The following is a 13,750-nucleotide window of genomic DNA, read 5'->3' on the forward strand; positions in this document are numbered from 1 at the left end:
CACCGTACCGAAGGCATAGGGCTAACTGCACTAATAGCTATTAGCCATTAGCTATTAGCCATTAGCTGTTAGCCATTAGCTCTTCTCTAAAATGAGATTATCAAATAATTATTTTGAAACTTCGCACCAGTTATGGGTTTGCCACTGAGGGCGGGAGGAAGGGAGATATTCCTGCGTTGGTCTCCTGCTTCTATTGTGACTTCTGGTCCGTACTGGGTCAGTTTGACCTGTTTTTTGTCGAATCCCGGCAAAAATAAGCGTACTTGCTTCGCGTGTACGTCTATTTCAATGGGTTTGGGCGCTTTGACGGCTTGCTCTACAAAATTAGGTAGAGCATCTATCAGAGGTTGCCAGTCTCCCGTTTTGACATCAGGTACTACACTGACTGGGAGTGGAGTAAATTGTTCGCTCCAGTTAGTGGTTGTGTCGGATGATGTGAGGATAACTCCACCAACGGTTAGACCGATTTGTTGTGAACTGCCCCAAAGATAGCGCGTTGTTGCGACTTCAATGGGATCGTTGGTAGTGACGAGGAAAGCCGCAACTCTTTTTGGATCGGCAAGGGCAGCTTTTCCTTTGTCTAAAAAATTATTGACTTGGTTGGTTGGTTGGGCAAAGTTATCTGTTGTCCAATTGATGTTAAAAAAAGTACCAATGAGTGGTTGAATTAATGGGGATTCGGAAATTGTTTTTCCAAAATCGGAATTGACAAATAATTGTCGAAATCGCCTCACATACCAACTGAGGGACTCTGGCATTCCTAACATCCGCACGGTGGTGGTGTCTCCCATGCCATCATAGATGATAACGTCATATTTGCCGCTTTCATCGTACTCGCGGATTGCGTTTAAAGCGAGGGCGCTATCCATTCCTGGCAAAACTGCTAGTTCTTGACCGTATACTTCTTTCAAGATTGGGGTACGGAGGTATTGCGCTTCAAGTTTTTTGACTTCTTCCCAACTTCGTTCTAGCAGCACTGCAGCTTGCAGCTGTACGACCTGCAAATTGGGAGCGATTTCTAGGGGGTCAGGACCGAGAGTGGTGTCTAGCAGAATTGGCAGTGCTGGTTCCGCTTGTCCTGCTAGAAGTACGCGATTGCCTTGGCTGGCTAATAATTTGGCAGATGCGATCGCGACTTTTGTGCGAGCAGAACTGCCCTTTCCCAAAAATGTCAATATTAGGGACATTACTTGATTCCTATTGATACCGCCGATTCTTTCAACTCCAACTTAGCACTGGCTTATAGCTTGCTCATATATCCTTAGTTCTTATATGGCAAGCCCTCAAAGAGGGCATCTGCGCCAATAGCGAATGGGGATTGGTTTCCCTTTACTGCACAACTTTGATCTCGTCTTCAAAGAACCAAGTGGCGAAGTTATCATCAAATTTCACGACGACACCAACACCACGTCCATCGGTGACTTTGTAACCTTCAATTGTGCCAACTTGTCCGAGCCTTTTGGCAATAGGGGGAGAAACGCGATCGCGTAAACGGAAGACTTTAACCTTTTGTCCAATTTCCATGCTAGTTTACAAAACGATAAACCAAGACTCAGTTTAGCGGAATCTGGTACTTAGAGGGAGATGGTTAGTGGTTGGTAGTTAGTGGTTAGTTGTTAGTTGTTAGGGACTGCCATTATATAGAAGACGGGGGAGGACACCTATCCCACAAGATGTATAGTTTATTTCTTGGAAATTTCTATATCGTAGATAGCTACTCATGACTAGTACAGCAAGAGATAAACAAGCCTGTCCTTTAAAAACCTTTAAAAGCACATAATACAAGCTTTTACACCTTCTGCGTTCTCTCTTCAGCCCCCTGCCTTTTTGTACTAGAATGACATTAATCAATCAGTAGGTACAAGCCAATGTTTGTTACAGCGCAACAGTTAGCAGAGCAGTTACGATTATTGGGAATCAATCCTGACAACTTGCTATAGACATGGGACAATAACTTATACAATAGGAACTTTCATTGAAAGTCAGCTTCATTGAAAGAAATTAGGTGTGTAGGTAGTGAGCGAGGAAGCTGAAATTGATGCCGACAATGCGGAGAGTCATACGGAAGGTGGAAAAGCTAAGGCGCATTTTGCCCATTAGCGAGCAGTGGTGGGCAAAGTTTGACTTGCTGAGAACTTTAGTTAGGCGGGATCTAGAGGCCCGTTACAAAGGTTCTGTTTTAGGCAATTTTTGGCCTTTATTGAATCAGTTATCGCAATTAGCAATTTATGTTTATGTTTTCTCAATTGTCCTTAAAGTAAAATTAGACCTTAAAGGTTTACCGCAAAATAACTTTACTTTTGGTTTATGGCTGTTTGCTGGATTATTACCTTGGATAGCATTTAGTGGTGGTTTAATTCTGGCAGCTAGTTCGGTAGTGATACAACCAAACTTAGTCAAGAAGGTAGTTTTTCCCCTCAGTTTATTACCACTAGTGCCAGTTTTATCGACTTTTATTGAAAGTGCTTTTGGTTTAATGGCATTGATTTTTTTTGTAGCTTTACATACTCATACTCTTCACACTACCTTAGCACTTTTGCCGTTAATTTGGTTGACACAGTTATTGTTAACTTCAGGTTTGGGTTATTGGGCAGCAGGACTGACTGTATTTCTTCGAGACATACCACAGTCATTAAGTGTTATTTTAAACCTTTGGTTATACTTAACACCAATTATTTATCCTGCCAAAGCGATTCCAGAAAATTTTCGACCATGGGTGTTCTGGTTAAATCCCATGACAGCAGTTGGTGAAGTTTACAGGGACTTAGTTTTGGAGGGAGAGGTAAAGCACTGGGGTGAGTGGGCAGTTGCTTCAATAATTGCAATTATCATTTTTTCTAGTGGTTTGTGGTGTTACAAACGTCTCCGTCCTGCTTTTGCGGATGTATTATAAGCTTTGTCTAAAGCTTCCTTGAGAAGTTGGAACGTCGGTATAGTTTACGAGTTTTAAGGATTCGCAGTGGCAGTATGGGAGAAGAAATAGCAATTTCTTTAGAAAATGTTTCAAAGTGCTTTAAGCGCTATGCTCGTCCAATCGATCGATTAAAAGAGATATTGCTGCCTGGAAAAGCCTATGCTCAAGAATTTTGGGCTTTGCGCGACCTCTCTTTTGATGTTATGAAAGGCGAAACTATGGGTATCATTGGGCGTAACGGAGCAGGTAAGTCTACGCTGCTACAAGTGATTTGCGGCACATTGACACCAACAAGTGGAAAAGTCCAAGTCAATGGAAGAGTTGCAGCCTTATTGGAGTTAGGGGCTGGGTTTAACCCGGAGTTCACAGGACGCGAGAATGTCTATATGAATGGGGCGATTATGGGGCTTTCCAAGCAAGAGGTGGACTCTCGCTTCGATCGCATTGCTGCTTTTGCTGATATAGGAGATTTCATCGATCAGCCAGTTAAAACTTATTCAAGTGGGATGTATGTAAGATTGGCTTTTTCCTCTGCCATTCATGTTAATCCAGATATTCTCATTGTGGATGAGGCTTTATCTGTGGGGGATTTATTTTTTCAGGCAAAATGTATGGCGCGGATGCGACAAATGATGGATGCAGGAGTTACAGTACTTTTTGTAAGTCATGATACTAGTGCAGTCAAAACTCTTTGTCGTAAAGCAGTTTTATTGAATCATGGAGAATTGATTGGCTATGGTTTAGCTGACACAATTGTCGAACAGTATTTTACCATGAAGGTTGAAGGCGAACAATTTGTTATTAAACCAGTGCTTCCAGACATTTCTTCTAATTTTCAACCATTAGAAAATGACAAATTTTTATTAGATAGAAAATCTACATTTTCTCAGAATGAAGTTTTTAGAAAAAAAGCATCTTTTCAAAGAATTCAAAATGGCAAAGCAAATTTTGCTAATATACAAATTTTAGATGTTGAAGAAAAGGAAATTTCTAATCTTGATTACGAGCAAAAAATCATCTTGAGAATGGCTATTGAGATTCATGAGGACATTGAAGAATTGGCATACGGTTATCATATTAGGGATAAAAATGGAAGTGATATTGTCTATTCTGACAGTATAATTGAGGATAGAAATCTTAAATCGGTTAAACAAGGAGAGAAATACATTATAGACTGGCACTTTAAAATTTCCTTATGTCAAGGTATTTACAATATTGCTTGCGTTCTCTCAGTACCACTCATTCTTGAAATTGGCAAAGTAGATTTTTGCGACTTTGTACCATTAGCAGTTCAGTTTACTGTATCACCAAGAAAAGGATCTCGTTTATATGGCAGCGTGCATTGGGAAAATTGTGTGGACGTGCAAAAATATGAGACTTCAATGTTATGAGTAAATACAGCCTACCAGGAGTCACAACTTTTGAATATACAAAAATCGTAGGTATAGAAAATATAGAGTTTGGTAGTCATATAATTATTGACGATTTTGTATTTATTCATGCTAAGAAAACAATCAAAATAGGAAATTACGTTCATATCGCATCATTCACTTCAATAACCGGCGGTGAAAGCTTCGTTATGGAAGATTTTTCAGCACTATCGTCTGGGATTAGGATTCTTACTGGTTCAGATGATTTTAAAGAATGGGGATTTGGCAACTCTACATTAGACGAAAAATATAGAAATGTTAAGCGAAGACCGATTCACATAGGTAAATTCGTAGTTGTTGGTGCCAACAGTGTCATTCTTCCCGGTGTGACTGTTGGTGAAGGTGCTACAGTGGGGGCTGGTTCTGTCGTTACTAGAAATTTAGAACCTTGGGGAATTTATATCGGAAATAAAAAAATTGGAGAGAGAGATAAAGCAGGGGTTTTGAAAAATTACGAAAAATATTTGCTAGAACAAAACAGCGTTTCAGATAGCGGTTTAATTAACAATGAGTCGAAATCAACCCTTTGAACAACCAATCTATGTAACTCGTCCCCTGCTACCAGATTTAGAAAAATTTAACGATAAGCTTAAGGAAATTTGGAACAGTAAATGGCTGACAAATAATGGACTGCAACATCAACAACTTGAGAAACAGTTGCAGGAATTCCTCAAAGTTCCTTATTTGTCATTATTTAATAATGGTACAGTAGCTCTGATAGTTGGTTGTCAAAGCTTGCGTCTCTCTGGAGAAGTGATTACTACTCCTTTTACCTTCCCGGCTACCCCTCACGTATTAACCTGGAACAACATCAAACCAATCTTTTGTGACATCGATCCAGTGACGATGAATATAGACGCTAGTAAGATTGAGTCGATGATTACCCCGGAGACTACGGCAATTTTGGGAGTTCATGTCTATGGTACTCCTTGTGATGTGGTCGCAATCCAGAATATCGCTAACAAGTATGGTTTAAAAGTCGTTTATGATGCGGCTCACGCTTTTGGGGTAGAAATCAACGGAGTGGGCATAGGTAACTTTGGTGACTTGTCAATGATGAGCTTACACGCCACTAAACTGTTTCATACAGCTGAGGGAGGCGTCTTGCTGTTTGCTGCACCTCATTTGAAAACAAGTGTTGACTTGTTGAAAAATTTTGGTATTAAAAACGAAGAAGAAGTGGTTATGCCTGGAATCAACGGTAAGATGAATGAAATTCAGGCAGCTTTAGGTCTAGTTTTATTGGACTATGTGGAGGAAGAAAGAAGTAAGCGACAGCGATTGGTAGATACTTATCGCAGATGTTTACAAAGTATTCCTGGAATTACGCTTTTACCACAACTGCCCGGTGTTACCAGTAGTTACCAGTATTTTGTAATTCGGATTGAACCGGAACTTTTTGGTGTTGACAGAGACTATATATATAATCAACTCAAAAAATATAATATTTTCACGCGCAAATATTTCTATCCGTTGTGTAGCGATTACGCCTGCTATAAGCATTTGCCTTCTGCAAATAGTGCTAACCTTCCTGTGGCAAATGTCGTAGCAAAACAAGTTTTATCATTACCCTTGTATGGCAACTTAACTACGGATGATATTGAAAGAATTTGCGCTATCTTGACTGCTATAGGATGTAAGAAAAATGAGTTTTAATCAGCCGCTAGTATCTATCATTCTAACTTCTTACAACTATGACAAGTACATAGGTCAGACAATAGAATCGGTACTATCTCAGTCTTATCAAAATTGGGAACTGATCGTTAGTGATGATGGCTCTAGGGATCGCTCTTTAGAAATTATCTACTCTTATCAAGATAATAGAATTCAAGTCTTGACCTCTGAAACAAATCAGGGTGCAGGTCAAGCATACAACAAAGCTTATGCACTTTGTCAAGGCAAGTATATTTGCAGTTTAGATTCAGATGACTACATTGCACCTGATAAACTGGAAAAGCAAGTAGCATTTTTGGAATCACACCCTGAAACTGATATTTTGGGAACATTTATTATTGAAATTAACGCCAAAAGCCAAATTATTCATGAAACGCATGAAGCATGGTTTAATCAAGATCTAAATCTCAATTACCCTGAGAACTGGATATGGCGAAATCATTTATGCCACTCATCAATGATGATGAGAAAAGAACTGCATGACCGTGTTGGGTTGTTCAACAATCAACTCATTCATACACCTGATTATGAATTTTGGATTAGATGTTTTGTAAGTCAATGTCACTTTGATATTTTAACAGAAAATCTAACTTTTTACCGATCTCATGGAGAAAACATTACTCATAAAAATCCTCCAAGAGCTTTTTTGGAAACGGCATATATTTTTGTAAAATATTTTAAACGTTTTTTAGTAGAAAAACAAAGAAACGATTTAATTAATCAGTACGTGTTCCTTTTTTTAAAAAATGAAAACTATTCTAATGCGAGCATTACCATCAAATCTAATTTGTTACAACAGTTGGTTTGTACTGAAGCTGTAAAATTTCAGGACTTTGACTCTTTTGCTCAAATTTTGCAAAACTCCTCAAATCATAGCTTGCTGGTTAATTTGTTGGATGAATATAAATTGCAAGTAGATGGCACGCAAGTTCAATTGCAAGATACTCGATCTCAATTAAACCATTTACTAGTCAGGATACAAAAACTTCAGGAAGACAAAGACTGGCTGCAATCCCAGTATAATGTTTGGCAGCAAAAGGCAAAGGAATCCCAACGCGCATGGGAGGAATCACGACTGAGCGTACAAGAACTTCAAGAAGGTAAAGACTGGCTGCAATCCCAGTATAATGTTTGGCAGCAAAAGGCAAAGGAAGCTCAACGCGCATGGGAGGAATCACGACTGAGCGTACAAGAACTTCAAGAAGGTAAAGACTGGCTGCAATCCCAGTATAATGTTTGGCAGCAAAAGGCAAAGGAAGCTCAACGCGCATGGGAGAAATCACAACTGAGCGTACAGGAACTTCAGGAAGGCAAAGACTGGTTGCAATCCCAGTACAATATTTGGCGACAAAAGGCAGAGGAGTCTCACACACAAGTCGAAAGATTACAATTGCAGTTACAACAAGCACAAGCTGAACTAGAGCGATCGCAATCTCATCTGCAACAAGCACAAGCTGAACTAGAGCGATCGCAATCTCATCTGCAACAAACACAAGCTGAACTAGAGGAGTTGTATGAGACTTTTAAAAAATTGGAAAATAGTAAATTATGGAAATTGAATAAAGTTTGGCACTCCTTGAAAGCAAGGATTTTTCAAAAAATAACTTGAGTCACAAAAGTATGAATAACTTAGAAGAACAAGACTTAAATAGTATAAACAATCAAACCAATCGTTATGCAAAAGATTGGAATCAATATAGTCAAACGTGGGAGGAAGAATTTGGCAATAAATATTCTTATTTAGGTGAAGAATGGAACGATGACGATACGCTAGAACGAAAGCGAGATAATTTTTATTTTACCATGTATGCCGAGCGCTTTCTTAGAGCGGAACAGACTGTTTTAGAAGTAGGACCTGGTGGTGGAAAGTGGACTGTTCGAATAGCGCCAAAAGTCAAAAAACTTATTGTTTTAGATGTCTCTGAAGAGATGTTGAAAAGAACGAAGGAGCGTTGTGAGTCTTTAGGAATCTTTAATGTTGAGTATGTACTAGCCAACGGTTTTGATTTTCATCAAATTCCCAATGAAAGCATAGATTTTTTCTTTAGCTTTGATGTATTTGTGCATATTGCCTTAGAAGATACATTTCCATATACCCAAGAAATTTATCGCGTTCTTACTCCGGGTGCGGAGGGTGTATGTCATTATGCGATAAACTCCGTTCCAGAATCTTGGGAAAGGATTGAAGAGAATAATCAATGGTATCAAGGTGGTAAATGTACTTTAGGGCAGTATTATTACCATAGTCCCGACTCTTTACGGAGAATGGTGGAGTATTGCCAACTGATAATGAAAGAGCAGCACCAAGAAGCTTGGAATTGTGTGTGTGTCTTCCAAAAACCTAAAAAAGTTAAACGAACTTCATCTCAATCTCAAGACAATTCTCGTGAGATTGAGCAATTGGAATTGAAACTGCAACAAACGCAGGAAAAACTGAAACACTCCCAGTCTCTTGTCAAAGAACTACAAAATAGTAAAATTTGGCTGCAATCTCAATACGAGATTTGGAAACAGCAAGCAGAAGAAAATCAAAGACAATGGGAAGACTCACAAGCTTGGATACAAAAACTTCAAGCAGGTAAAGAGTGGCTTGAAATCCAGTATCATAATTGGAAGCAAAAAGCAGAGGAGGCTCAGCCACAGATTGAAAGATTAGAATTCCAGTTACAACAAACCCAAGCTAAATTAGAGCAATCGCTAGAGCGACTACAGCAAATTCAGGTAGAACAACAGCATTCACAATCTAACTCCAATAAACTCCTCTAGAACTAGAGTGCTTGTCAACAAAAAGCACCGAAACTTAAGAACACAGTTGTCTCAAATCTCAACGTTTTTTGGACTATAGTTAATAAAGAATGTAGGGCATTATGTCTGAAGTCAAACCCTCTCAAAACATTGCTCAATTCATCGAACTATTAAAATCTAGAGATTTTAATTATTCCCCTTCTGCTAATCCTACTCCTATAGTATCTATCATTTCTTCTTTTTTCAATGAATATAAATATTTTGAAGAAACTTATCAATGTCTGAAGAACCAAACTTTTCAAGACTTTGAATGGATTATAGTAGATGATGGTTCTACCGAGCCAAATGCCATCGATCTATTCAGCTCTCTTACACAAAGATCTTTAAAAATCAAGACAATATATCATAATTTGAATCACGGGATAGCTACAGGAAGAAACACAGCAATATCCCAAGCGTCAGGTAAATACTTATTTTTTATGGATTTGGACGATTTAATCGATCCAACTTACATAGAGAAGTGCGTTCTGTTTCTAGAAACTCATCCAGAATTTTCTTTTGTTAATTCCTACTGTGTAGGATTTCAACAGCAAGAATATTGGTGGAATCACGGATTTCAACAAACTTCTGCCTTTATTCAACATAACTGGGTTACAGTCATGTTGATGTATAGAAAAGCGGATTTTGATAAGTTAGGTGGATTCGATGAAAATTTAAGGTTTTATGAAGATTGGGAAAGATGGCTAAAAGCAATAGTCAATCATCAAAAAGGATGGACAATACCAGAATATTTACATTGCTATCGTCGTAATAATTCTCGTCTTTTCTTAACATCTCGTGGAGATGCTACACGTGAAAGACAAGTCATAGAGTTAATTCAGTCACGCTATCAAGAGTTTTTTGTAAAAAATCAATTTTCAAATTTAGAATTAAAAAAAATCTCAGCTTTTGATGCTGATTTTAAAACCTTTCAAGTTCCTTTCAAAAATAAACTTGAAAACCAGATATCGGGGAAGCGCATTCTCTGTTTCTTTCCGCATCTTGAAGTTGGTGGAGCAGATAAGTTCAATCTCGATTTAATTAGCCTGTTAGCTGATAGAGGTTACGATATCACTATTGCTACAACTTTAAAATCCGAGCATTCTTGGCATCAACACTTTTATGCTGTTACGCCAAACATTTTCCATCTAGCTAATTTTTTGCATGAGACTCACTGGCTTACCTTCGCACGCTACATAATAGAGTCTCGTCAAATTGATGTTGTCTATATTTCTAATTCTTATATTGCGTATTATCTATTACCCTTCCTACGTAAAGAATTTCCTCATGTTGCTTTTGTTGATTATGTCCATTGTGACGATCCAGGTTGGCGTCAGTGCGGTTATCCTAGAGTTTCTTGCCAATTCAGCCAGTTGTTAGATTGTCAAATAGTTTCGTCAAAATGGTTAGCTGAGTTTTACCAGAAGTTGAAACCAGATACTAAACCTAAATTAAGAGTTTGTTACACCAATGAAGATGTTGACAAATGGACACCTAGTTATGAAAAACGAACGGCATTGCGATCGCAGTTGAAAATTTCTGACGATACAGTCGTGCTCCTATTTCCTGCTAGGATTGTTCCCCAAAAACGTCCATTTTTTGTAGTTGACATTGTCCGGGAACTTGCCAAGAAATCTTTGAAAGTGGTAGTTATTTGTTTGGGACAAGGCTACTTGCTGCCTGAGATGCAAGCTAAAATTGAGCAGCTTGGGTTGCAGCAGTTTTTCCTCATTTTACCACCAGTTCAACCAGAGCAAATGGTTGATTTTTACTCTGCATCTGACATTTTACTATTACCTACAGAATATGAAGGCATCTCCTTAGCAATTTATGAAGCTATGTCAATGAAGTTATCTGTGGTGGCTTCAAATGTCGGGGGACAAAGCGAACTAGTTATACCAGGAACCGGGTTTTTAATTGATAAGGGTAAGGGTGATGCAGATGAACTACAAGCTTATTTAGAAGTTTTAGTACCGTCGATCCAAAATCCAGAGTTACGCGATAAAATTGGCTTTTCAGCCCGTCAGCGCATTGCCGAATATTTTTCCTTAGATGCTATGGTCGATCGCATGGAGTCTATTTTTGCAGAAGCAATAACATTGCGGAAATCAGATCTCGATGTCGAAGTTAACCTTAGTATAGCTGAGGAATTGCTAGTTTTTGTACTGGAACATACATCTCAAGAAAAATTGTTAGAAATTATCTGGAGAGAAAAATGTCATATTGAGCAGGAGAAACATAGAATCGAACAGGAAAAATGCCATATTGAGCACGAAAGGAATACACTTTGGCACAGAAAGAATGCAATGGAAACTTCCAAATTTTGGAAAATCCGGAGACTGTGGTTTAAGATTAAGCAGAAGCTAGGTTTAACACAAGAAGAACCATGAATTGATAATTCAATAATATTTAGTAAATCCTCAATCTTTAGTCTTCTTTAGAAAAAATATAGATAGCATCTGCCAAGAAACTTTAAATGAAAACACCAGAAGGAGAGCCTGTGTTTATTTTATTTTTTTGTTTGAGGTCTATTTCTCTTGCTTTTTGGATTATAACTTAATGTCAATTTAACCTGAAACAAGCAATTATACTATGTATATAGAAAAACTAGAAAAGCAATCCAAATTATGGCAGAGAAACAAGAATCTTTAAGAATATTATCAGAGAATGAGTACGAATTGAAATTTCAAACTAATATTCAAAATTCTTTCTTTATAGAAGACAATCAAAAGATCGCCCTCTTAGTAACTAATGAGTACGAAGGCTTTTTTAAAAATGGTGGAATTGGTACTTATTATAGAAATTTGAGTGAAAACCTGGCATCAGAAGGTTGGTATATTATCTTGTTATTATGTAACAAGGAAGTTAATCTTGCAGAAAATCCACAATTATCGCATATAAAAAATGTATTCACTATTTATGAAATTCAGGAAATTCTAACTCTTCAACCCATTCATTTTGATATTTTAGCAGCTACTAAATCAAATTCAATAGATTATCAAAGTTTTTGCTGCTTGTTCTTCACTCAAGCCTTGGTTAACACCTTTCAAAACTATCAAATTTATATTGAGTTTCATGAGTGGTTGGGACTTGGATACCGTACTATTCAGGCAAAAGAATCAAATTTACTTGGAAATAAGTGTACTACTGGCGTCACATTACATAGCGGGCACGAGTGGCTTTATGAAGTTAATGAAACTTATACACCTACGAATTCACTTGACTTTTTGCAAGTTTGTCACTACGAACAATACTCATACGAAAACGCTGATTTACCTTTTTTTCCGTCCTACTATTTGCAATCAAAAGTTTCTAGCTATGGATGGAATGTTTCCCATGCTATTCATATGCCAAATTTCATACCTATAATAGAATCTTTTCAGAAAAAACAAAGTCATTTGAACGGAGCACTAGAAAAACTAGCTGCAAATAGTATACCAATTATTTTTTTTGGTCGGTTAGAAGAAAGAAAAGGTCTAAGTGAGTTTCTAGAAGCAATTAGTCTATTAGAAGATTCACTAACTAACCAAATACATATTATTTTTTTAGGAAAAATAGTTCAACTTCAATCCTCAAAATTAAAACATCTAACTAGTCAGGAATATATTGCAGAAAAAATAGGCAAACATCACATTAGGTATGATATTTTCTCAGATTTATCCAGTCAAGAAGCACTGAATTTAGTAAGTAGCTTACACCATCCAATTGTATGTCTGACTAGTTCGCAGGAAAATTTTCCCAATAGTACTTTAGAAGTTGGGCAATTACCAGTGAGATTGATTGTTTCAGATATAGATGGCTTTCGGGAAACACTTAATCTCATAAACCGTTTCTCTGAAGTTTACTGGTTTCAACCAAAGAACTCCTATTCTCTTTATACTCAAATTGTAAAATTACTTTCTACCAACTCAGAAGTCATAGAAGTTCCCGATAAAAATATTCTGATAAAAACTAACCAGAATTTAATTAAGCGAAAATTATACCATATTGAACAATCGTACACAGAAGGTGCGATCGTAACGAATACCAATCCAAAAGTTACGATAGGAGTCACTTGTTACAACTTGGGCAAGTATTTGATGGAATGTTTGACCAGTGTAGACAAGCAAACCTATCAAAATTTAGAAGTTTTTGTGTTGAATGATGCTTCCACAGATGAATATACTAACGAAATTTTTAAGCAATGTCAGTCAATTTTTACAAATTATAGCTTCATTTCTTTAGAAAAAAACATTGGTTTAGGTGCGGCTCGTAACTATTTAATTAACCGGGCGACAGGAGATTATTTCTTACCACTTGATGCTGATAATGTGCTGCTACCGTTTGGGATAGAAAAGTTTGTGAGTGCTGCTCAAAGTTCTGAAGCTACCATTACTACTTGTATCAAAAAAGATTTTGATTTGAGTTCGGGATATTATATCTTTACAGGTGGTTATATACCGAGCGTTCTGAGAACAAATATTTGTGGAGATGCTTGTTCGCTATTTTCTATAAACTTTTTGAGGAAATTTACACATCCTGAAGATAAAGAAGTTCGGACACACGATTGGGGACTTATGGCGGCTGCAGTTGCAACCAAAGAAAAAATTACTTACTATCCTTACCCGCTCTACGAATACAGGATACGTCCTGATTCAATGATTCGCGGTGCAGTTGAAGAGCAACAACAGTATTACTTACGCCAATACCTATCTCAAATACCTCCTTCAGAATGGTCTCCTCGCCAAATATATATGCTGCTAACAGCTACACAGCAACTTTTACAATCAACAAAAGTGCAAGATGAAAGACAACAAAATTTAGTTGCAAAATTCAAAGAATTGGAATTTCAGTTGCAACAATCAAGAGAGCGAATTGCCGCAATGGAAACCAGTAAATTTTGGAGGTTACGAACACTCTGGTTAAAGATTAAGCGAAAGCTCGGTTTGCCAACAAATGAGTCATAAAT

10 protein-coding genes are annotated in these 13,750 nt (G+C 37.5%); 8 read left to right on the forward strand and 2 right to left on the reverse strand.

Annotation, left to right across the window (positions count from 1 at the left end; genetic code table 11):
* Nucleotides 1-86: 86 nt before the first annotated feature.
* Together AB0756_RS23775 and petP are read right to left on the reverse strand one after the other, a co-directional pair.
* Nucleotides 87-1,187: a Get3/ArsA fold putative tail anchor-mediating ATPase NosAFP gene (locus AB0756_RS23775; protein ID WP_038089800.1), complete on the reverse strand. Its 1,101-nt coding sequence runs from the start codon at nt 1,185-1,187 to the stop codon at nt 87-89.
* A 142-nt stretch (nt 1,188-1,329) separates the two neighbouring features.
* Nucleotides 1,330-1,524, reverse strand: coding sequence for a cytochrome b6f subunit PetP (petP, locus tag AB0756_RS23780; protein WP_038089797.1), 195 nt, complete (start codon nt 1,522-1,524; stop codon nt 1,330-1,332).
* Between the two features lie 523 nt (nt 1,525-2,047).
* Between petP and AB0756_RS23785 the strand changes: the two genes are divergently transcribed.
* The 8 genes from AB0756_RS23785 to AB0756_RS23820 all read left to right on the forward strand — a co-directional run bounded on the left by AB0756_RS23785 (nt 2,048) and on the right by AB0756_RS23820 (nt 13,748).
* A complete protein-coding gene (locus AB0756_RS23785) occupies nt 2,048-2,893 on the forward strand; it encodes an ABC transporter permease (protein ID WP_038089794.1) in 846 nt (281 codons plus the stop codon).
* 74 nt (nt 2,894-2,967) lie between these two features.
* On the forward strand, nt 2,968-4,305 hold the full coding sequence (locus tag AB0756_RS23790) for an ABC transporter ATP-binding protein (RefSeq protein WP_038089791.1): 1,338 nt from the start codon (nt 2,968-2,970) through the stop codon (nt 4,303-4,305).
* Nucleotides 4,302-4,874, forward strand: coding sequence for an acyltransferase (locus tag AB0756_RS23795; protein ID WP_038089788.1), 573 nt, complete (start codon nt 4,302-4,304; stop codon nt 4,872-4,874). Before AB0756_RS23790 ends, AB0756_RS23795 begins: the two co-directional genes overlap by 4 nt.
* Nucleotides 4,852-6,000 carry a DegT/DnrJ/EryC1/StrS family aminotransferase gene (locus AB0756_RS23800; protein ID WP_038089784.1) on the forward strand — a complete coding sequence of 383 codons (1,149 nt, stop codon included), beginning with the start codon at nt 4,852-4,854 and terminating at the stop codon, nt 5,998-6,000. Before AB0756_RS23795 ends, AB0756_RS23800 begins: the two co-directional genes overlap by 23 nt.
* On the forward strand, nt 5,990-7,627 hold the full coding sequence (locus AB0756_RS23805; protein WP_167844746.1) for a glycosyltransferase: 1,638 nt from the start codon (nt 5,990-5,992) through the stop codon (nt 7,625-7,627). Before AB0756_RS23800 ends, AB0756_RS23805 begins: the two co-directional genes overlap by 11 nt.
* Nucleotides 7,628-7,638: 11 nt before the next feature.
* Nucleotides 7,639-8,784, forward strand: coding sequence for a class I SAM-dependent methyltransferase (locus AB0756_RS23810; protein ID WP_038089781.1), 1,146 nt, complete (start codon nt 7,639-7,641; stop codon nt 8,782-8,784).
* A 101-nt stretch (nt 8,785-8,885) separates the two neighbouring features.
* Nucleotides 8,886-11,192, forward strand: a complete 2,307-nt coding sequence (locus tag AB0756_RS23815; RefSeq protein WP_038089778.1) for a glycosyltransferase — start codon at nt 8,886-8,888, stop codon at nt 11,190-11,192.
* Between the two features lie 237 nt (nt 11,193-11,429).
* Nucleotides 11,430-13,748: a glycosyltransferase gene (locus AB0756_RS23820; protein ID WP_050045204.1), complete on the forward strand. Its 2,319-nt coding sequence runs from the start codon at nt 11,430-11,432 to the stop codon at nt 13,746-13,748.
* Nucleotides 13,749-13,750 lie beyond the last annotated feature (2 nt).

The organism is Tolypothrix campylonemoides VB511288_2 (assembly GCF_045999855.1).
In the GTDB taxonomy this organism is placed as follows: domain Bacteria; phylum Cyanobacteriota; class Cyanobacteriia; order Cyanobacteriales; family Nostocaceae; genus Scytonema; species Scytonema bouteillei_A.